This is a genomic window from Paenarthrobacter sp. NPDC089714 (assembly GCF_044748905.1).
Taxonomy (GTDB): Bacteria; Actinomycetota; Actinomycetes; order Actinomycetales; family Micrococcaceae; genus Arthrobacter.
In genome coordinates, this window is record NZ_JBIVGX010000021.1 from 1 (window position 1) to 19616 (window position 19616).

The window sequence follows — 19616 nt, forward strand, 5'->3', positions numbered from 1 at the left end:
AAAGCACACACCAACTACCAAACCCGCGCCCGGCAACCCCTGGCCGCCTAACCAAAACAAACAACGAACCTGTCTCAGAAACTTGACGACCGCAGGCGGCCGGGAAGAGGCCACAGGTGAGAGAGCGATTGGAAAAAGGGGTGGTTTGGTGAGAGAGCGATTGGAAAAAGGGGTGGTTTGGTGAGAGAGCGTTCCCCGGGGAGGGGGGTTTGGTGAGAGAGCGTCAGGAGTCCGTGTTCGCGTAGCGTTCCGGGCGGGCGAGGACCTGGCTGATCTGGGCCGTGCCCGCGGCGACAGCCAGGCGGACCAGCAGGAACCCGGCAGCGAACACCGCACCAATGGTCAGGAACACCACAGGCTGCGTCAACAGCACCATCCCGGTCAAAGGAAGCACCAACGCCGCCGCAGCAGCAGCGGAAATCCCGGCAACCAGGAACAAGGGCGACATCACTGCCCTGACCCGCGCAGCGACCATGAGTTTCCGGGGCATTCCCACGCGGTCCAAGGCAACGAGCGTTGACGCCCGGTCCAGTACTGCGGCTGCCTGGTTCACACCGGCCGAGCACGCAACCATGAGGAACGAACCCAGCAGTGTGATCATGATTCCGGTGTTGATATCGCGTACCAGCAGCGCGGTTTCATCACCCGCACTTCCACCCATCGTGTCCGCTACCGCCATGCCCACTCCCACGAATACACCGACAAAACTGGTCATCGCGACGCCCCCAACTTGCCGCCACGACTCCTTCGGGCTTTCCAGGACGGTCCGGGCGGCCAACAGTTGCTCCGGTCGGCGAGCTCGTTTCAGTTGGGCGGATGCCCGTAAGCGCAGGACCCAGGGCCCCATCAGGTTCAGTGCCAGCAACGCCAGACCAAAGCAGCCACCCATCACCGCAATGATCACGATGAAAGCGCCAAAGCTGCTGAGCATCCCCATCGCCACGACCCCGACGACCACCACCAAAGCCGCCACCAGGCCGCGGACCCAGTGCGCGCCGTCGGCCGTTTGCCTGGTCCGGACGCCAAGCGGCGTTACCACCACCTTCCTCAGTCCCAAGGCGGCACTGACCGCCGCGAGGAGGCAGACGGCGGCGATGCACATCAGAATCGCGGGTAGCGGCAACCAGGCGTAGGAGCCGATGGCATGTCCACGGAACTGGATCAGCCCAAGGAACGGCGCCATGCACGCGTAGAGCCCCGCACCCGCCACGGCGCCGATTGCCGCTAGGACCGTGGACTCGATGACGGTCATCCACACGACGGTTGCGCTGTTGGCGCCCAGCAGGCGCAGGGAGGCCAAGCGGTCATCACGACGGCGGGCGGCGAGTCGGGCTGCCGAGGCGCCGAGCGTCAGCAACGGAACTATCAGGAGGACCATCGCGACGACGGCCAACGCTTGGTAGGTGCCGGCGATCGAGTCATTCCAGGACCAGAAAACCTGCGAACCGCCGGCCACTGTGAGCAGCAACGCGGTGACCGTACCGAAAGCCAGGACGGGAAGCCCTGCGTCGCGAAGGCCCGACTCCCGCAAGCCTCCGCTGCTGCGGGCTACGTAGGGAGTCAGCCGGATGGCCATGCCGAGGCTAGACATTGAAAGCTCCCTTGAAGTTGATGGGAGCCGCAGCAGGAGAGGGTGCCACTGGCCCGGCGCTGTCCGCTACGATCCTGCCGTCGCGAAGCTCAACGATCCTGCCACAGCGGGCAGCCACGTTGGGGTCGTGGGTGACCACCAGCAGCGTCCTTCCGTTGGCGGCCACCGATCGCAGCAAGACCTCGAGGACCTCGCCGGAGGTGGCCGAATCCAGGGCGCCGGTCGGTTCGTCGGCGAAGACCACCCGGGCGCCCGTTACCTGTGCCCGGGCGATCGCCACCCGTTGGACCTGCCCTCCCGAGAGCTCGCCGAGGCGCCGCTGTTCCATGCCGGCCAGTCCCAAAGCCCCAAGCCATTCGGCAGCGCGTGCTTCGGAAGTCCTACGGTCCGTTCCATTGAGCATGAGAGCCAGCGCAACGTTCTCCACGGCTGTCAATTCCGGCAGCAGCATGCCCTGCTGGAACACGAAACCGAATTCCTCGCGGCGCAGTTTCGACAACGCGCCGTCGCTGAGGGAATCCAAGCGCAGCGGCGCCGACGGGGTCTGCAAGGTGACCGAACCGGCGTCGGGCCTCAAAATCCCGGCGAGGCAGTGCAGAAGGGTGGTCTTGCCGGAACCCGACGGACCGATGATGGCAATGGATTCGCCTGCCTGCGCCGTGAAGTCGACGTGATCCAGGGCAATGCTGCCGGGGTAATGCTTGGTGAGTTGCTGGGCGTGGAGGATGGCGTTCATACATCCAGCATCCCCAAAGCGCGGGGGCGCAGGCGTCAACCCGGTGGCTGAACTACGCGGGATGCCCTCCACCCGCGGTATGAGACCCAACTGTGTCGCAGTTGTGCGCGTTTTGACCGCTCAAAACGCGCACAATTGCGACCTAGTTGGGTTCGGCAGACGCGATCCGCAACTTCGCCACGTTGTCCTCCAGCAAACGCCGGGCGTCGTCACCCAACAACGAATCCGTAATGAGTTCGTCCGCCTCATCCAAGCCAGCGATCGAGGCGATGCCCACTACGCCCCACTTGCTGTGATCGGCAAGGACCACGGTGCTGCGGGCCGAGGCCATGAAAGCCCGGTTGGTTTCGGCTTCCAGCAGGTTGGGGGTGGTGAATCCCGCGTGGGCATCCATGCCGTGGACGCCGAGGAACAGGGCATCCAGGTGCAGTTGCTTGAGCGATGACGTGGCGATCGGACCCACCAAGGCGTCCGATGGCGTGCGCTCGCCGCCGATCAGGATCACGGTGGAGCCAAAACGTCCCGGTCCCGAGGACGAGCCGTGATGGAACAGATCCGCAATGCGCACGGAGTTGGTCACTACGGTAATCCGAGGCCCATGCACCAGCTCCTGCGCAAGCGCCCACGTGGTGGTTCCGGCGCTCAGCCCAATCGCCATGCCTTCCTGGACCAGCGAGGCAGCCTCAACGGCAATGGCGTGCTTCTCCACGGTCAGCTGGGTGGACTTGAGCTCGAACCCGGGCTCGTGGGTGCTGGCATCTCCGGGTAGCTTGGCACCGCCGTGGATGCGCTCAACACGGCCGATTTCCTCCAGTGCCTCGATGTCCCGCCGCACGGTCATGGGGGAGACCCCCAGCAATTGGGCGAGGTCCGAGACGCGCACCACGCGCTCACGCTGGACGGCGTCGATGATGGCGGAATGGCGTGCTGCCTGGAGCATCAGGACCTTTCTGGGGAGCCTCGTCTGGTAGGTCTGGCTACAGTCTAGGGCGCGCGGGCGTCCGGCAACGGAATAAACGACGACGGCGTCGCTCACCACCGGGGGTGGGCGACGCCGTCGGGCGCTGCGTGGAAGTCGGGACGCTACTTACGGAGCGATTCGGCGATCTGGGTCATGATCGAGGGGTCGGCCAGGGTGGTGGCGTCGCCGGTGTCGCGGCCTTCTGCGATGTCCTTCAGGAGGCGGCGGACGATCTTGCCGGAGCGGGTTTTGGGCAGTTCCGGGACGATCAGGAGTTGCTTCGGTTTGGCGATCGGGCCGATTTCCTTGCCGACGTGGTTGCGCAGTTCCAGGACGGTTTCGTCGCCGTTGTTCACTGCGTCCCCGCGGAGGATGACGAACGCGACCACGGCCTGGCCGGTGGTTTCGTCCGCGGCGCCGACCACGGCTGCCTCGGCCACGGACGGGTGGGAGACCAGGGCGGATTCGATTTCGGTGGTGGAGAGGCGGTGGCCGGAGACGTTCATGACGTCATCCACCCGGCCCAGGAGCCAGACGTCGCCGTCTTCGTCTTTCTTGGCGCCGTCGCCGGCGAAGTACATGCCCTCGAACCGGGACCAGTAGGTGTCCTTGAACCGTTCCGGGTCGCCCCAGATACCGCGGAGCATGGAGGGCCACGGTTCGCGGACCACGAGGTAGCCGCCTTCGCTGTTGGCCACGGAGGCGCCGTTTTCGTCCACGACGTCCACGGCGATGCCGGGCAGGGGGACCTGTGCGGAGCCGGGCTTGGTGGCCGTGACTCCGGGCAGGGGCGCGATCATCTGCGCGCCGGTTTCGGTCTGCCACCACGTGTCAACGATCGGGGCGGGGTTGGCTTTGGTGCCGCCGTTGCCGCCGATCACTTCGCGGTACCACATCCACGCTTCGGGGTTGATGGGTTCGCCCACGGAGCCCAGGACGCGGATGGAGGAGAGATCGTACTTGCCGGGGATGTCCCGTCCCCACTTCATGAAGGTCCGGATGGCGGTGGGGGCGGTGTAGAGGATGGAGACTTTGTACTTCTCCACGATTTCCCACCAGCGGCCCTGGTGCGGGGAGTCCGGGGTGCCCTCGTACATGACCTGGGTGGCGCCGTTGATCAGTGGTGCGTAGGTGACGTAGGAGTGGCCGGTGACCCAGCCGACGTCGGCGGTGCACCAGTACACGTCGGTGTCCGGGTGGAGGTCGAACACTGCCTTGTGGGTGTAGGCGGCCTGGGTGAGGTACCCGCCGGTGGTGTGCAGGATGCCCTTGGGCTTACCCGTGGTGCCGGAGGTGTACAGGATGAACAAAGGGTGCTCGGAATCATGCCCGACGGCGGTGTGCTCGGTCCCAGCGGCGCCCACGGTCTCGTCCCACCACAGGTCCCGGCCGTCGACCCAGTTGACGTCCTCGCAGTTGCGCTTGACCACCACGACGTTTTCGACGGTGTGTCCTTCTTTGGAGAGCGCTTCGTCCACGGCGGGCTTGAGCGGGGAGGGCTTACCGCGGCGGTAGGTGCCGTCGGCGGTGACGACGAGCTTGGCTTCGGCATCCTCGATGCGGGACCGCAATGCGTCCGCGGAGAACCCGCCGAACACCACCGAGTGCACGGCGCCGATCCGGGCGCACGCCAGTAGCGTGATGACGGCTTCGGGGATCATGGGCAGGTACACGGCCACGCGGTCGCCCTTGGCCACGCCGAGCGCTTCGAACGCGTTGGCTGCCTTCTTCACTTCTTCGGTGAGTTCGGCGTAGGTATACGTGCGGGTGTCTCCGGGTTCGCCCTCGAAGTAGATCGCAACCCGGTCCCCGAGCCCGTTCTCCACGTGCCGGTCCAACGCGTTGTACGCGGCGTTGACCTCGCCGCCCACGAACCACTTGGCAAACGGCGGGTTGGACCAATCCAACGCCTCCGTGAAGTCCTTGTCCCAACTCAGCAACTCACGCGCCTGCTTCGCCCAAAACGCGGGACGGTCCGCGTCGGCCAAGGCGTACTCGTCAGCCGCTACCACTGCATCCGCCGCGAACTCAGCCGACGGCGCAAACTTCCGGTTCTCATGAAGAAGGTTTTCAATGGCCTCGACATGGGGTGCCTGTCCGCTTCCAGCAGTCGTCGCTGCAGCGGTGGCCGTGGATCCGTTGGTGTCCTGGGACATGGTGAACCTCATCATTCATCGATCTTTGCTGCGCAGACACGGCCTCAAGGTCCGCGCCCGGGCCGGGGTCCGGCGTCGTGCTTGGGTCCCGCGAGCCGCGCCGCAGTGCTGTCCGCCCCCAACACTATCGCTTTGGGAGGTCCTACGTGTGCGTGGTCACAAACCCGCCAGTAAGCGGTACAGATTCGGCGCCGAACGGCGCCTCTGCTGCCGGGGAACCGCTTACATGACGACGACGGCGGTAGGTGCTTTCGTCGTCGGGCGTCACAGTCTCCCTTGACTGTCTGTAAGGCACCTTGGAGTTAGCTGAGGGCGAAGCCGAACGGCCGGTTTCAGCTAGAAGACTGTCTGTGGGGTGGCATAGGCTGAATAAGTCTTGGGGACGCCCAGAGGCGTGTCAGGTTGTGCCGCCAGATGCTGCGGATGACCGGTCCGGACTGTCCAAGACGACGCCGCACGAAGGAGATAGAGATGAACCAGCTGAGACCAGGCCCAAACGAATCGCAGACTGCGGGACCGGACACCAAGGCTGGAACTGCCACCCCATCAGGCAGCCAGGATGCTCCCGGCGCAGCCGCCAAGTACGACGCCGTCGTGGGTCCTTTTACTGTTCGCGACCTCACCGTTTTCGGTTCCGTGCTTTTGATGTTCGTTGCTTCCCTGCTGCCGATGTTCGGCGGGATCTTCAACCTCTGGAACATCGGGAGTCTCTTCTTCCTTTTGCTGGGGATCATCCTCCCGGCCGTCGTCGTGGCGCTGTTCGTCGCCCGACGCTTGCGGCCGGACATCAAGGTCCGTGCCGGATCCTTGTCCATTGACCAGTTCGCATCCGTGACAGCTGCCTTCGCCACTACGCTGTTCTTCCTTACTGTCGCTATGTCCTTTAACGGCAGTGCGTTGTTGGGATTGATCGGATCCCTCGGACTCCTTGCCGCAACGGTTTTGGGGCCGCACCTGCCATTCCTGTCGGCAGACTTCAAGGGCCGCGCCGACGTTCCAGCCCATCTCGTGGCCCGCCCCGCTGCCGTGCCCACCCGCAAGCCGTCGGCTCCCAAGGAACCGAAGCCGGCCAAGGAAGGAAAGTCTTCCCCCGGATTCTCCATTCCCGGATTGCGTGGTTCCACGCCGAAGCAGTCAGGTGAGGCTTCCGGCGTCGTACATTCGGCGGACTCGCGTGGGCAGGCGTCAGCCCCCGCTTCTTACGGCGTCACTGCTCCGTACAACGGTCAGATGCCTTATAACGGTCAGGCGCCGCACGGTGTCGGTACGCCGGTGACCCCTGGCGCGGCCGCTGCGGGTGCCGCCACGCATGCAGCGGCACAGCAGGGTCAGGTACCGCAGCCGGGCCCCGCGACAACAGGTTCGCCGGCAACCCAGGCTTCGCCCGCCGTACCCCGGAGTGGCGCAGGGCAGCCAGCCCAGCCGGGAACCGGCGCGCAGCAGGCTGGCGCTGAGCAAGCCGTGGCCCAGCAGGGTTCGGCAGCCCAGCCCGGCACCGGCGTGCAGCAGACTGGCGCTGAGCAAGCCGTGGCCCAGCAAGGTGCGGCAACCCCTCCCGCGACCGGCGCCCAGCAGGGTGCCGGAGCCCAGCCCGAAAAGTCCGAGTCTGCACAGGAAGCTGCAACCACGCAGCACGCCCAGCAGGCCCCGTCCCAGCAGGCGCAACCGGCTGAGACCCAGCCCGCCGCCCAGCAGCCTTCCGGTGAGCGTTCCTGGGCTGCCACCATGGCAACACCGATTGTCTCGCAGGACACCCGGGCGGTGACCGACTCCATCGGCGCTACGGTTGACCCCGCAAGCCGTCCCGAGGAATCGCACGACGCTCCGCATTACGAGGCTTTCTGGTTTGCCGTAGGCCAGCCCCGGACAGCTTTCGATGAACGGACAGGCGCCCCCGCGTTCGTGATCGAGCCCGGTGGGTGGGTCCTGGCGCTGGAAGACCGCGGCCACGAATTCCTGGTACAGGACACCGACGGCAAGGTCGGGGTGCTGCGGGAACTCAGCAACATCGAACGCGGCTAGGACAGTACACCGTGGCCATCACCGCAGCTGGTTCACCGCTCGCCGTCAAACGCCGGGCCCGCAGGATCAACAAGGTCCTCGCGGAGAAGTATCCGTACGCCCACGCCGAATTGGATTTCCGCAATCCGTTCGAGCTGGTGGTGGCCACGGTCCTGTCCGCCCAAACCACCGATGTCTTGGTCAACCAGGTCACCAAGATCCTCTTTGCCCGGTACCCGGACGCCCGGGCACTGTCCGAGGCAGACCCCACGGAGCTGGAAGCCATCCTGCAACCCACGGGATTCTTCCGGGCCAAGGCGCGCAACGTCCTTGCCCTCAGCACGCGGCTGGTGGATGAGTTCGACGGCCAGGTGCCGGGCCGCCTCGAGGACCTGGTGACCTTGCCCGGCGTCGGACGCAAGACGGCCAATGTGGTCCTGGGCAATGCCTTCGGCGTCCCGGGCATCACCGTGGACACCCACTTCGGCAGGCTGGCGCGCCGCTTCGGATGGACGGAATCGGACGATCCCGTCAAGATCGAATTCGACGTAGCCGACCTTTTCGAACCACGGGATTGGACCATGTTGTCCCACCGGGTGGTCTTTCATGGCCGCAGGATCTGCCACGCCAAGAAACCCGCATGCGGAGCGTGCCCGGTCGCCAGCCTCTGCCCAAGCTATGGCGATGGCGAGACGGACCCGGTCAAGGCCGCCAAGCTCCTGAAGTACGAGCTCGCACCCGGCAACGAAGCGTTGCTGGAGCGATTGCTCGCCGAGACCCACCGTGCGGCCGAGATCCGCATGGAATCACAAAGGAGGCCTGTTGACGGCGTTTGAGGACCTGTCCGCCCTGGTGGCCCGCTATGAATCGGGTGACGGAGGGACCTCCGAGCATTGGACCAAGCTGCCAGTCAGCGAGGAGACCAACAGGGCTGCGGCCGTGCTGATGCTCTTCGGCAAGCTGGACAACATCCCGGCCGAGTCCGATCGCCCCATTGCGCCTGCGGACCTGGACGTGCTCCTCCTTGAACGTGCCCACACCCTGGATGACCACCCCGGCCAGGTGGCCTTCCCCGGTGGCAGCGTCGATCCCGAGGACGAATCAGTGGTAGCCGCGGCGTTGCGCGAAGCTGTCGAAGAGACGGGCCTGGATGTCGACGGCGTCCGCGTCCTGGGCGTGATCCGGGAGTTGGGACTTATCCGCAGCAACTTCCGGGTGACACCCGTGGTGGCCTGGTGGGATGCTCCGTCGCCGATCCGCGTGGTGGACTATGCCGAATCCGCCCAGGTTTTCCGTGTGCCGGTGCGGGACCTCCTGGATCCGGTCAACCGCGTTACGGCCACCATCAGCCGCTTCGGACGAACGTACACCAGCCCGGGCTTCACCGTGAACGGACTCCTGGTCTGGGGATTCACGGGAATGGTGCTCAGCGGCCTCTTCGATGAGCTCGGCTGGACTGTCCCGTGGGACGAAGGCAAGTTCCACGACGTCGATCTTTAACGCCCTGTCCCGCCGCAGCGGGTGGGCTGTCAGGCTGCCTGCCGTGCCGCCGTCGAACGGTCAACAATCAGGCCGGTGGCCGCGTTCTCACGGACCGCATTGATGCCGTCCACCACGCCTTTGAGATGCTTGAACGTAGGCGATTCGGCTACCACCGTTCCGTCGGCCGCGGTGAGGCGGAACCGGTAGGCGTCGTCGCCGTCCTTGAGAATTTCAAACCTGCCAGCCATCGTTGCTGCCCCCTCGTCAATGCGTCATTGCATGCGTCGCGTGTGCGCTTGTGTTGCGCGCCACACAGAGACCGTATCCAGAAGGAGGAGCGAATTAAAGTTACTTCCGGGTACCCGTCACGGAACGGTCATTCTCCATCACAAAGCGCTATGTGACTGGTCGGAAGGCCGGTCGGAGGCTAGTGTGCCCGGGGCGATTCCGGCCCGGAGTACGCGGCGCGGTTCAGGGATCGGCGAGGCGCGGAGTGCTTCCCGAACGGTCGTTTCGGCCTGGTCCAGGCGCCGCTGTTCCATGGATCTCAGCTCGTGGATGTCCGCCGGATCCAATCCCGGCTGTCCGGTCAATCCCGACAACCAAGCCAGGCTGGCCACACTGTCGTGCTGCTCTCCGAGGGCCCGCTGCAGGGTCATCGCGGCCTGGATGATGGTGGAAGCCTCGCTGCCCACGGCCCCGGCGATCGCCTCCACCGCATAGCGGAGTCCCTTGATGTCCTTCCGGGCCTGATGGAGTTGTTCGTTGCGCCTTGTTCCGGCCGCCGATGCCCGCCAGAGGCTTCCCTGCGCCGTTTCCCAAGCCACCTGCAGCAGGGCGACGGCGGCGTCAAAGTGGGGAGCGCTGCTTTTGTCCTGCTGGGTGGGCCCAGTGAATATGGCCCGCGCTGCGGCGTCCAGGGTTTCCTTCGCCCGCGGATCCGCAGCGACGCGCCGGGCAATGTTGTTGCTGCTACCGACCAGGCCTGAAACGGCAGCCCGGAGGGCATCCGCTGAGACCCACGCGACAGGCGCATCCAGCCACAACGTCATCCGTTGGGACAACACGTAGTCGTCGCGGGCCTCTCCGAGGGACCGGGCCAGCCAACGGATGTCCTTCCGGGTGCTTTCCGGAACCCGCGGAAGGTGCACTCCGTAGCAGGACAGGACGGAGCGCAGGCGGCGCAGGGCGAGTCGTGCTTCATGGAGGGCTTCCTGGTCCGCAGCGGCAATGAGCGGCAGGCAACCGTCCAACTCCGCGAGTTGGAGGGCCAGATACGCATCCAGGGAATCCCGGACCTCCGAGTCCATGGAGACAGTTTCCCGCCGTGCGGCACGGGTGGACAAGCGTTCGGCTACTTCGTCTTGTCGTAGGAATCGACGACGGCAATGCTCACCGGAAACTCCACGGGTATGCGCCCGAACATGAGTTCTTTAGCGGCGTTCGCGGACTCCTGGATCGCCAGGACGCAGGCGTCCACGGCCTCATCCGGGGCATGGACCATGACTTCGTCGTGCAGGAAGAAGACGAGTTCCCCGGACGGCAATCCCTCGGCACGCAAGGCACGCAGCCGGCGTCGTAGTTCCGCCAGCCAGCAGGCCGCCCATTCCGCTGCCGATCCCTGGACCACGAAGTTCCGGGTGAAGCGGCCCCGCGAGCGTGCCAGGTTGTCCGCACGCCGCTGCTCCTCGGCGGTGGTGGATTGCTGGCTCCGCAGCCAGCCAACTGACGGCGCCGGGCTGCTCCTTCCCAGCCTGGTGGTGACCGTGCGTCCGGCCTCGCCCTCGCGGGCTGCCTGCTCCACATAGCCCACGGCACGGGGATAGGTACGCGCCAACTGCGGCATCAGCCGCCCGGACTCTCCTGTAGTGGCGCCGTAAATTGCGCCGAGCAGCGCCACCTTTGCCTTTTGGCGGTCGCCACCGAAACCCTGGGCGGCGATACCGGCATACAGGTCCTTGTCGCGGGCCGCCTCAGCCATCTTCGTGTCCTGGGCCAAGGCCACCAGGACCCGCGGCTCAAGTTGGGATGCGTCGGCGACAATCAGTTTGTGCCCTGGGTCCGCATGGACCGCTGCCCGGATGTTCCTGGGGATCTGGAGGGCACCGCCACCCCGCGAGGCCCATCGCCCGGACACCACACCGCCCACCACGTATTCGGGGTGGAACCGGCCCCCGCGAACCCAGGCATCCAACCATGCCCAGCCATTTGCCGTGTGCAGGCGGGAGAGCTTCTTGTAGGCGAGCAGCGGCGGGATGGCTGGATGGTTTGACTGCTGGAGCTCCCACTGTCGGGTGCTTTTGACCTCGATGCCGTTGCGGTGCAAGGCGCGCATGAGGTCCTGCGGCGAATCTGGATTGAGTGTGGGGGACTTCAGAATCTGGCGTAAGTCGTTGCACAGCGACTCAAGCGCAGGTGGCCGGTGCCCAAGGGGTGGGCGGGGGCCCAGGACGTCACGGAGAATCTGTTCGTGCAGCTCTTCGCGCCAAGGGACACCTGCGAACTGCATCTCCACGGCGATGATTCCGCATGCCGATTCGGCGGCCAGCAGGAGCTGCAACCGCTGCTTCTCCGGACCCTCTACTTCCGCGACGGCTGCCTGCTGCGCCGCGAACTCCGTCCGGAGCTCCGTCAGCCCGGCGCCGGCCGGAGCAACATCGTCGAAGAGAGCGTCCTGCTCCACGGGCGGGGGCTGCGGGAGCAACGTCCGGGGCGGCACCGTGTCATCATCCTGGATGAGTTTCTCCGCGTTCCTGGCAAATTCGGTGTGGGCCGTGATCGCTGAGTTCGCCAGGATGGCACCGCACAGGGACAGGTCATGGCAGCGGTCCATCTCCACGCCCTCGGCCAACAGCCCGGGGTACCAGTCCTGCGCGCGGTTCCAGACCCAGCGGGGCCGCTGGCTTTCGAGTTCACGCACGACGCCGGGCAACTCACCACGGCTGACCAGGCGCGGGTCGGCCGTGGGCTTCCCGGAAGGGGAGATTCTTTGTATGGCTGCGCCGTCCTGGTGGGCGGCGAGCAGCAAATACATGCTCTCCATTCTGCCGTGTCCTGCGGTTCCACTGTTCCTCCACAGACCCGGCCCTCCTGGTGTTGTCCACATGGGGGTGTCTATGGCTTACGCGCCGCTGCCGCCGGCCACCAGAGTGGCTTCATGGGCAAGCGACAACGAGCGCAGGGGCAAACAGACAGGCAGGGGCCACAAGCCTGGACCCCGGAGAACAGTGCGGACATCCTGCTGGTCACGGCCGACGGGTACCTGCAGGACGAAGCCCGCCGCATCGTCGCGGCCTCAGGTGGAACGCTGCATCTCGCCGAGGGCATGGAAGAGGCAATGCACGGGTGGGACACGGCCGATGTTGTCCTGGTGGGGAGCGACGTCAGGGAGCTTCCACCACGGCGGCGGGCACCGGCGGTGCTCCTGGGCCGGGCCGCCGAGGGCGACGCGCTGTGGCAACTCGCAGCTGCCCTCGGCGCCGAACGCGTCGCGGTGCTGCCGGGAGCGGCTTCGTGGCTGGCTGAACACCTGAGCCTCTCCTTCGCGCCGGATCCCGGTGGTACGGTCCTTGGCATCGTGGGCGGCCATGGAGGTGCGGGGGCCACCACCACCGCCATTTGGTTGGCCCAGGCCGCTGCCGGACTCGGAACCAGCACGCTCCTGATCGATGGCGATCCGTGGGGTGGTGGCTTGGAACTGGCGATCACGGATCAGGATCTTCCCGGGCTGCGGTGGCCCGACTTCACCGCGACCCGGGGGAGCATCGATCCGAACCAGTTCCGTGAGTCGCTTCCGGTCGCCGGCGGTTTGACTTTCCTGTCCTGGCCCGGCGTCCGGGATGCGGTTCCGCCGCCGGACACTGCCTCGGTCGCGGCAGTCATGGATGCCGCACGCCGGGGTTTTGAACTGGTGGTGGTGGACGTCGGGCGGAGTCTGGAGGCCCTCAGGTCGTTTGCCTGGGACTGCGACAAGATGTTCCTGCTCGCCATGCCGCACCTTAAGGCCGCCGTGGCCGCCTCACGGACCCTCAATGAGTTGCCGCCGGGGGATACTGCACTGCTGGTCAGGGAAGGTACGGCTCCCTCGGTTGACGCCCACGTGATTGCCGATTCCTTGGGCCTGCCGCTTGCCGGGACCGTCCCTGCCCTCCGTGGCGTCGCGGGCGCTACGGAGCTTGGCCGCTTGCTGGACATGGGGCACCGGCGGCCGGTAACCCGGTTCGCGGAGGCTCTCCTGGACGTGGACGGAGCGCACCCGTGAACGGCCAGTCCTTCAACGGAGGCCGAAGGAGACAATCGCGACGACTCGACTCCGTGCTCCTTGAAACCGTCAGGGAATCCGTTTTGGCAGGCAACGGCCCCGTAACGCCCTCCACCGTCGCCGCGGCGGTCCAAGCCAGCGGCAAACTGCTCGGAGCGGCTGGCGCGCTCGAGGCCGCAGAGTCCATCAATGCAGAACTCAACGGGCTGGGGCCACTGCAGCACCTGGCCCACGATCCAGATGTCACGGACATCTTCGTCAACGCTCCCGGAGAGGTGTGGCTGGACAGGGGAAACGGGTTGGAACGCTCAACCGTCCGGTTCGAGGATGAACAGCAGGTCAGGTCCTTGGCCGCCAGGCTGGTAGCCGCAGGGGGACGCCGCCTGGATGACGGTTCCCCGTGCGTCGACGTCCGGCTGAAAGGTGGTTACCGGGTTCATGCCGTGCTCCCACCCATCTCCACAGCCGGGACGCTCCTGTCCATACGCATCCGACGGGAGGAAACCTTCGGCCTCCAAGAACTGCGGCACAGCGGAATGTTCTGTGAACAGATGGAAGGAGTGCTGCGGGCCATCGTGGCGCGGCGGTTGAGCTTCCTGGTCAGCGGGGCCACCGGATCCGGCAAGACGACTCTCCTGTCCACGCTGTTGGGCCTGAGCCACGCCTCCGAACGCCTCGTACTGATAGAAGACGCGGCAGAGCTGAACCCCGTCCACCCCCACGTAGTCACCCTCGAGTCCCGTCACGGGAACCTCGAAGGCGGAGGCGCGCTGGATCTCGGTGAACTGGTACGCCAAGCACTGCGCATGCGGCCCGACCGCCTGATTGTCGGAGAATGCCGGGGCGCCGAAGTCCGGGAATTGCTGACGGCATTGAACACCGGGCACACGGGCGGTGGGGGAACCATCCACGCCAACACGGCCGAGGCAGTACCTGCTCGGCTGGTTGCCCTGGGCGCGCTCGCCGGCCTGAATCCTGATGCCGTTCGGTTACAGGTTGCCAGCGCGCTTGACGTGGTGATTCACGTTGAACGGACCAGCGCCGGCCGCAGGGTCGCTTCGATCGGGGTGCTCGTGGACACTGCTGGGCTACAGAGAGTCCTCCCGGCTCTGACATCGCATCCCGACGGGCTGGAACGGGGGCCTGGGTGGCCGTCGCTGGCCATCAAACTGGGTTTCAGCGGGAACGAATGACCATGGTGCTGTTCCTGGTTCTCGCGGTGGCCGCATGGCTGCAGCTGCGTCGGCCGCGGCCTGCCCTCCGAAGGATCTTTGGGCCTGTTTCCGCACCAGGTGGGCCCGCCCGCCGTTTTCGGGACATCCGCTCTGCACTGGTGGCCAGGCGCCCACCCGCGGCCCGGCCGGTATCCATGGTGGTCCTGGTCCAGCAGCTTGCCTCACTGTTGCGCGGCGGCCGGGGACCGTCGCAGTTGTGGGAGGAGTTGTGGCAGGTGCACCATTCCGCACGACGGGTGGACAACCATGGACAGGTGGCTCGTTCCCTGCGGCCAGCGGCCATTTCCGAAGAAGCTTTAAGGGTCCTTGGGGCAGCCAGGGCAGCATCGGCAGTGGGAAGCTCGACGGCGGACGCCATCCGAAGGACGGTTGCCACGGCCTATGCGCCCCGCGGCAACGTTGAGCGCCGCATATGGGTGGAGTTGGCCGCCTGCCTGGATGTGGCGGAGATCAGCGGGTGCCCCCTGGCCGACCTTCTCACACGCTTTGCGGCGCAACTGGAGGCCGAAGAGGATGCCGAAGCAGCCCGTCAGACGGCGCTGGCCGGGCCCAAGGCCACGGTCCGGCTGCTGTCCTGGCTACCGGTTTTTGGCCTGGTACTTGGTATGGCCCTGGGCGTTGATCCACTCGGCATCCTGCTGGGCAACATCGTGGGCATGGGAACCCTGGCTGCTGGCCTGCTACTGACGGTGGCCGGCAGGGTGTGGTCGTCCCGGCTCGTGGCGTCCGCCGCGGGAGGCCCGTAATGGTCGGCTTCCTTATGGTGGGAATCCTCGTTGTGGCGGCACTGGTTGCGTTCCACGGCCGTGGCCGAAGCCGGGCAGAGGCGACCTCCCGGCTCGTGCTTCGTGCGGATCCCGACGGCTCGCTTTCACCAGGGGACATTCGGACCAGCGCTTCGGGGACCATGGACGAAGGACTCACCGACGTTGCCATGATGCTGGAGTTGGTCGCCTCCATGCTGGACGCAGGTGCAGGCATCGGGCGGGCACTTGAACTCATCGCGGCCAGCTCCACGCCCACCATCAGGGCGCCGTTGAAACCGGTGGTGGCAGCGTTGTCCATTGGCGCGGACTGGGAGACAGCGTGGCAGTTGCCGGTCCAGCCACCCCCGGATGTCGAACGGCTTCGCGACGCGCTGGCATTTGCTGCACTGACCGGCGCACCATCAGCGTCCATTCTCTATGCGCAGGCCGCCAGGGAACGGCGGGAACAATTCCGCGCCGCCGAGAAACGTGCTGCCGCCTTGGGGGTGAAACTGGTCGTCCCTTTGGGCCTGTGCTCCCTCCCGGCCTTTATTTGCTTGGGAATCGTTCCCGTACTCATCGCCATGCTCCCTTCGGGCTGACTTCAAGCACTTGTCCTCCACACCGTTCGTCGGCCCCGGGGTTATCCACTTGCGGCGATCGGATACTTCAATCGCGGTGGCGCAGCCGGAAGAGTCGAAGCCACCGGAGAAACCTCCGGCCCTCGTGAAAGGAAACATCGTGAACTCGCCAACCACAGCACTCACCGAGCACCGGGTCCAGCAGGATAACTCCCAGTCCCTGAGCGAACGGCCCGTCACAGGCGGTCCTGCCCTGGAACCTATGGGGGCCGGACCCGATCTGGCCCCCGGAGGCTTCCACGAAGACTTGCCGCGCCCCGTGTCCGCCCGGGTTAAGGCCGGCCCGGATGCGCTGCCTGGTGTCACCTCGCCATCGCGGGGGACCTCCACTGCCAGGATAACGACGGACCGCCAAGGCAAGCTGCGCCTGCGAAACCACCTGACCGGAGGCGAAACGGGCATGGCCACCGCAGAGTATGCCATTGCCACCCTCGCAGCCGTGGGACTGGCTGGCCTGCTGGTGGTCCTCCTTCGGAGCGACGAGGTCCGCGGCTTCCTCCTCAACCTGATCCGGACGGCGCTCTCCCTGCCATGAGTGATGAGCCACCCCAGGGAGCTGTAAGTGCCGGGCCGCCTCGCAGGAGGCAGGCCTGGGCGAATGGGGCGTCGGCCACGGGTGGCGCGGTGGGAGCTCGCGCCGGTTTCGGGAGGCAAGCCGGGGCGGTCACCGCCGAGTTCGCTGTGGCACTCCCTGCGGTGGTCCTGCTCTTGGCGTTCCTGCTGGCGGGCGGGGCAGCGGGGCTGACGCAGTTGCGCTTGGAGGAGGCAGCACGGGCCGGGGCCCGTGCCTTGGCCCGGGGCGAGTCCAACAGCACCGTGACAGGAATCGTGCAGCGCAGCGCGGGGGAGGGCGCCGCCACCGGGATCGCCAGCGATGGTGGTTGGGTACGCGTCGAAGCCTCGGCGCGGGTAGGCGGCGCCTTGGGGATACTGATCCCTTGGACCTTGAGCGCCAAGGCGGACACCCCGCAGGAGTCCTCGGGTACGGAGGTACCAGCGGATGGTTAAGCGCACCATAAGATGCAACGCACGCGATCCCGAAAGGGGTTCCGGGACGGTGCTGGCCCTCGGACTGGTAACCGTTGCGGTGGCACTGTTCGCGGGAATCCTGGCACTGTCCCAGGCTGCTGTCATGGCATCGAAAGCGGCAACAGCGGCGGATCTGGCCGCGCTCGCAGCAGCGGATGCCGCCCGGGGTCTGGTAGCCGGTGAGCCGTGCAGCGTCGCTGAAGGAGTAGCAGCCCGGAACGATGCGCGGATCACGTCGTGCCGGGTGCTTGCGGGCGACACGGTTGAGGTAGCCACGGAATTCTCGCAGCCCTTTGCCTTGGGGGTCGCCGCGGGCAGGGCCAGGGCGGGCCCTCCACCCTAAGTCCGGCCCAGCAGCGTCAGACGGCGTTTTTCAGCAGGACATCAAGGAGCGTGATGGCGGCTGCCTTGTCCAAGGGGTTGTTCTTGTTTCCGCATTTGGGTGACTGGACACAGGACGGGCAGCCGGCATCGCATTCGCAGGCATCAATGGCTTGTCGCGTGGCGGTGAGCCACACCTTGGCTTTCTCGAAACCTCGTTCCGCGAAGCCGGCGCCACCAGGGTGCCCGTCGTAGACAAAGATCGTTGGAACGCCCGTATCTGCGTGAAGCGCGGTGGACACCCCGCCAATGTCCCAGCGGTCGCTGGAGGCCACCAACGGCAGGAGCCCGATCGCGGCGTGCTCGGCAGCATGCAGTGCGCCCGGGAACTGTGCCTCTACCAATCCGGCACCATGCAGCGAACGGTTGTCCACCACAAACCACACCGCCTTGGTGAAGAGGTCCCTGGCTCCGAGGTCCAGGGGTTCTTCACCGAGGATTTCATTGGAAATCAAGGCCTTGCGCTGGAAGGAGACCACTTGGGTTGTTACTCTGACATCGCCAAAATGCACCGTGATGTCGCCCCATTGGACCGAGCGGGAGGTTTCCAGTACCTCGATCTGGGTGACGTCGCGCGCGGTGGTGTAGAAGTCCGGGTTCACGCGCCGGACCATAACGCAGTGGTCGCGCTCGTTGAGCTCCTCCACCAGGTAACTTTCACCCTGATGCACGTAGATGGCCCCCGTATGCGCTTGGTAATGCGTTTGGGGGGAGTCCATGGTGCCCAGGAGGGATCCCGTGTCCGCATCCACGATGCTGACGGGGCCACCGCCGTCTGCCCTGAGATTCACCATGCCGGCGGCACTTTCCGAATGGGTCCAGAACCATCCCGCCGGCCGTTTGCGGAGGTATCCCTGCGCCACGAGCCGGTCAAGGAGGCCTTCCGCGGTGCTGCCAAAGAGCTCAAGTTCGGCGGGGCCGATGGGCAACTCGGCGGCTGCGGCGCACAAATGCGGTCCCAGGACGTACGGGTTGCCGGGGTCGAAGACCGTCGCCTCGACAGATACGTCGAAGATCGCCTGTGGGTGGTTCACCAGATAGGTGTCCAACGGATCGTCGCTGGCCACGAAGGCAGCGATGGCGTCCTGCCCGGCACGGCCCGCCCGGCCGATCTGTTGGAACAGCGATGCCCGCGTTCCGGGCCAGCCGGCAACCAAAACGGCGTCCAGCCCGGAGATGTCGATGCCCAGTTCCAAAGCGGACGTACTCGAGACGCCCAGCAACTGTCCGGAGCGCAAGGCCTGTTCCAGGGCCCGCCGCTCCTCGGGCAGGTAACCCGAGCGGTAGGCGGCAACGCGGCCGGGCAGGGAGGGATCAACGTCGTCCAGCAACCGTTTGGTGATGGACGCGATGGATTCCGCGCCGCGCCGGGACTTGATGAAAGCGATGGTCCGGACCCTCGAGGACACCAGGTTGGCCAGGATGTCGGCGGTCTCGGCCACGGCCGTCCTGCGCTGCTTGGCACCGTTCTCGCCCTTGAGGTCGGTGAGGGCCGGTTCCCAGAACGCTACAGTCGTGGACCCGTGGGGCGAACAGTCTTCGGAAATCTCCCTGGCCGGAGCACCGATCAGCCGGCCGAACGATACTCCCGGATCGGAGGCCGTGGCGGACGCCGCGATGAAGACAGGCTCGGGGAAGGAGGAGCCGGCGCCGTAGTAGGCGCAGATCCGGCGCAGCCTGCGCATCAGGTTGGCAACATGGGAACCGAACACGCCGCGGTAGCTGTGGGCTTCGTCGACGATCACGTAGCGGAGCCGCCGGAAGAATTTGGCCCACCAAGCATGGTTGGGCAGGATCCCGAAGTGGAGCATGTCCGGGTTCGCCAGGATGAAATTGGCGTGGTCACGGATCCAGCGCCTGGCCGATATATCGGTGTCGCCGTCGTAGGTTTCGGCCCTAACGGTGGGCAGTTTCAGTGCGCGGATGGCGGCGAGCTGATCCGCGGCCAGGGCCTTGGTGGGGGACAGGTACAGGGTCACCGCGCCGTCGTCGTGGATCTTTCCGGGCTCGGACAGCACACGCAGTTCCGAGCGATGGATGGCGTCCAGGGCAGGCAACTGGTAAGCAAGGGATTTGCCGGAGGCCGTTCCCGTGGCGATCACCACGTGCTGGCCGTCATGGGCGAGGCCGGCCGCCTGGACCTGGTGCCGGTAGGGCTCCTGGATGCCCAGCCCCTGGTACGCCGCCACGATGTCCGGGTGCACCCAGTGAGGCCAAGGCTCGTTGACGGCTTTGCGCGCAGGAATGGTGTGGACGTGGCGCAGTTGTTCGGGGTCCGGGGTCCGGCCCAGCAAGGAAATCATCGAGTTTGGTGCAGCCACCAAATCATTCTGTCATTCCGGTGCAAACCGGACGTGGCGGCCCCCGGGAGGGGACCGCCGTCGTTCGCGCTACGG

General features: G+C 66.0%; 18 protein-coding genes. 10 read left to right on the plus strand and 8 right to left on the minus strand.

Going from position 1 to position 19616, the window contains the following annotated elements; translation table 11 throughout:
- Positions 1 to 223: 223 nt before the first annotated feature.
- The 4 genes from ACIPY3_RS21740 to acs form a co-directional block, all read right to left on the minus strand.
- A complete protein-coding gene (locus tag ACIPY3_RS21740) occupies positions 224 to 1576 on the minus strand; it encodes an FtsX-like permease family protein (RefSeq protein WP_400337430.1) in 1353 nt (450 codons plus the stop codon).
- Between the two features lie 7 nt (positions 1577 to 1583).
- Positions 1584 to 2327, minus strand: a complete 744-nt coding sequence (locus ACIPY3_RS21745; RefSeq protein WP_400337360.1) for an ABC transporter ATP-binding protein — start codon at positions 2325 to 2327, stop codon at positions 1584 to 1586.
- Between the two features lie 142 nt (positions 2328 to 2469).
- The gene (locus ACIPY3_RS21750) at positions 2470 to 3267 is read right to left on the minus strand and encodes a DeoR/GlpR family DNA-binding transcription regulator (RefSeq protein ID WP_400337361.1); all 798 of its coding nucleotides are present in this window, start codon (positions 3265 to 3267) and stop codon (positions 2470 to 2472) included.
- 143 nt (positions 3268 to 3410) lie between these two features.
- Positions 3411 to 5444: an acetate--CoA ligase gene (gene acs / locus ACIPY3_RS21755; protein WP_400337432.1), complete on the minus strand. Its 2034-nt coding sequence runs from the start codon at positions 5442 to 5444 to the stop codon at positions 3411 to 3413.
- A 471-nt stretch (positions 5445 to 5915) separates the two neighbouring features.
- Here acs and ACIPY3_RS21760 point away from each other — a divergent pair, with 471 nt between their 5' ends.
- The 3 genes from ACIPY3_RS21760 to ACIPY3_RS21770 are packed head-to-tail and all read left to right on the plus strand — an operon-like array spanning position 5916 to position 8945.
- Complete coding sequence (locus tag ACIPY3_RS21760; RefSeq protein ID WP_400337363.1) at positions 5916 to 7466, plus strand: hypothetical protein; 1551 nt, start codon at positions 5916 to 5918, stop codon at positions 7464 to 7466.
- Between the two features lie 11 nt (positions 7467 to 7477).
- Positions 7478 to 8281: an endonuclease III gene (gene nth / locus ACIPY3_RS21765; RefSeq protein WP_400337365.1), complete on the plus strand. Its 804-nt coding sequence runs from the start codon at positions 7478 to 7480 to the stop codon at positions 8279 to 8281.
- Positions 8268 to 8945, plus strand: coding sequence for an NUDIX hydrolase (locus tag ACIPY3_RS21770; RefSeq protein WP_400337367.1), 678 nt, complete (start codon positions 8268 to 8270; stop codon positions 8943 to 8945). Before nth ends, ACIPY3_RS21770 begins: the two co-directional genes overlap by 14 nt.
- Before the next feature lie 29 nt (positions 8946 to 8974).
- On the opposite strand, the gene ACIPY3_RS21775 is transcribed toward ACIPY3_RS21770, so the two are convergent.
- The 3 genes from ACIPY3_RS21775 to ACIPY3_RS21785 form a co-directional block, all read right to left on the minus strand.
- Entirely contained in the window at positions 8975 to 9175 is a 201-nt protein-coding gene (locus ACIPY3_RS21775; protein ID WP_397325648.1) for a YegP family protein, read from the minus strand.
- Positions 9176 to 9313: 138 nt separating this feature from the next.
- Complete coding sequence (locus tag ACIPY3_RS21780; protein WP_400337369.1) at positions 9314 to 10237, minus strand: CHAD domain-containing protein; 924 nt, start codon at positions 10235 to 10237, stop codon at positions 9314 to 9316.
- Between the two features lie 44 nt (positions 10238 to 10281).
- Positions 10282 to 11961, minus strand: coding sequence for a bifunctional 3'-5' exonuclease/DNA polymerase (locus tag ACIPY3_RS21785; protein ID WP_400337371.1), 1680 nt, complete (start codon positions 11959 to 11961; stop codon positions 10282 to 10284).
- A gap of 123 nt (positions 11962 to 12084) precedes the next feature.
- On the opposite strand from ACIPY3_RS21785, the gene ssd reads away from it, so the two are divergent.
- The 7 genes from ssd to ACIPY3_RS21820 all read left to right on the plus strand — a co-directional run bounded on the left by ssd (position 12085) and on the right by ACIPY3_RS21820 (position 17182).
- Positions 12085 to 13188, plus strand: coding sequence for a septum site-determining protein Ssd (ssd, locus tag ACIPY3_RS21790; RefSeq protein WP_400337372.1), 1104 nt, complete (start codon positions 12085 to 12087; stop codon positions 13186 to 13188).
- Positions 13185 to 14381, plus strand: a complete 1197-nt coding sequence (locus ACIPY3_RS21795) for a TadA family conjugal transfer-associated ATPase (protein ID WP_400337374.1) — start codon at positions 13185 to 13187, stop codon at positions 14379 to 14381. Before ssd ends, ACIPY3_RS21795 begins: the two co-directional genes overlap by 4 nt.
- Positions 14378 to 15169, plus strand: a complete 792-nt coding sequence (locus ACIPY3_RS21800) for a type II secretion system F family protein (RefSeq protein WP_400337376.1) — start codon at positions 14378 to 14380, stop codon at positions 15167 to 15169. The genes ACIPY3_RS21795 and ACIPY3_RS21800 overlap by 4 nt, the downstream gene beginning before the upstream one ends.
- The gene (locus ACIPY3_RS21805; RefSeq protein ID WP_400337378.1) at positions 15169 to 15771 is read left to right on the plus strand and encodes a type II secretion system F family protein; all 603 of its coding nucleotides are present in this window, start codon (positions 15169 to 15171) and stop codon (positions 15769 to 15771) included. The genes ACIPY3_RS21800 and ACIPY3_RS21805 overlap by 1 nt, the downstream gene beginning before the upstream one ends.
- A gap of 139 nt (positions 15772 to 15910) precedes the next feature.
- Positions 15911 to 16345: a DUF4244 domain-containing protein gene (locus tag ACIPY3_RS21810; protein WP_400337380.1), complete on the plus strand. Its 435-nt coding sequence runs from the start codon at positions 15911 to 15913 to the stop codon at positions 16343 to 16345.
- 89 nt (positions 16346 to 16434) lie between these two features.
- Positions 16435 to 16818 carry a TadE family type IV pilus minor pilin gene (locus ACIPY3_RS21815; protein ID WP_400337382.1) on the plus strand — a complete coding sequence of 128 codons (384 nt, stop codon included), beginning with the start codon at positions 16435 to 16437 and terminating at the stop codon, positions 16816 to 16818.
- Positions 16811 to 17182, plus strand: coding sequence for an Rv3654c family TadE-like protein (locus tag ACIPY3_RS21820; RefSeq protein ID WP_400337384.1), 372 nt, complete (start codon positions 16811 to 16813; stop codon positions 17180 to 17182). The genes ACIPY3_RS21815 and ACIPY3_RS21820 overlap by 8 nt, the downstream gene beginning before the upstream one ends.
- Before the next feature lie 16 nt (positions 17183 to 17198).
- Here ACIPY3_RS21820 and ACIPY3_RS21825 read toward each other — a convergent pair whose 3' ends face one another.
- Positions 17199 to 19523 (minus strand): DEAD/DEAH box helicase, encoded by a 2325-nt coding sequence (locus tag ACIPY3_RS21825; RefSeq protein WP_400337434.1) that lies wholly within the window; start codon positions 19521 to 19523, stop codon positions 17199 to 17201.
- Positions 19524 to 19616: the final 93 nt, after the last annotated feature.

What these genes read in the sequence shown, in the direction of transcription:
- ACIPY3_RS21745 (WP_400337360.1), bottom strand. Translation starts at nt 2,327, where the DNA reads ATGAACGCCATCCTCCACGCCCAGCAACTCACCAAGCATTACCCCGGC.
- ACIPY3_RS21760 (WP_400337363.1), top strand. Translation starts at nt 5,916, where the DNA reads ATGAACCAGCTGAGACCAGGCCCAAACGAATCGCAGACTGCGGGACCG.
- ACIPY3_RS21825 (WP_400337434.1), bottom strand. Translation starts at nt 19,523, where the DNA reads ATGATTTCCTTGCTGGGCCGGACCCCGGACCCCGAACAACTGCGCCAC.
- ACIPY3_RS21800 (WP_400337376.1), top strand. Translation starts at nt 14,378, where the DNA reads ATGACCATGGTGCTGTTCCTGGTTCTCGCGGTGGCCGCATGGCTGCAG.
- ssd (WP_400337372.1), top strand. Translation starts at nt 12,085, where the DNA reads ATGGGCAAGCGACAACGAGCGCAGGGGCAAACAGACAGGCAGGGGCCA.
- acs (WP_400337432.1), bottom strand. Translation starts at nt 5,444, where the DNA reads ATGTCCCAGGACACCAACGGATCCACGGCCACCGCTGCAGCGACGACT.
- ACIPY3_RS21775 (WP_397325648.1), bottom strand. Translation starts at nt 9,175, where the DNA reads ATGGCTGGCAGGTTTGAAATTCTCAAGGACGGCGACGACGCCTACCGG.
- ACIPY3_RS21805 (WP_400337378.1), top strand. Translation starts at nt 15,169, where the DNA reads ATGGTCGGCTTCCTTATGGTGGGAATCCTCGTTGTGGCGGCACTGGTT.
- ACIPY3_RS21820 (WP_400337384.1), top strand. Translation starts at nt 16,811, where the DNA reads ATGGTTAAGCGCACCATAAGATGCAACGCACGCGATCCCGAAAGGGGT.
- ACIPY3_RS21750 (WP_400337361.1), bottom strand. Translation starts at nt 3,267, where the DNA reads ATGCTCCAGGCAGCACGCCATTCCGCCATCATCGACGCCGTCCAGCGT.
- ACIPY3_RS21740 (WP_400337430.1), bottom strand. Translation starts at nt 1,576, where the DNA reads ATGGCCATCCGGCTGACTCCCTACGTAGCCCGCAGCAGCGGAGGCTTG.
- ACIPY3_RS21780 (WP_400337369.1), bottom strand. Translation starts at nt 10,237, where the DNA reads ATGGACTCGGAGGTCCGGGATTCCCTGGATGCGTATCTGGCCCTCCAA.
- ACIPY3_RS21785 (WP_400337371.1), bottom strand. Translation starts at nt 11,961, where the DNA reads ATGTATTTGCTGCTCGCCGCCCACCAGGACGGCGCAGCCATACAAAGA.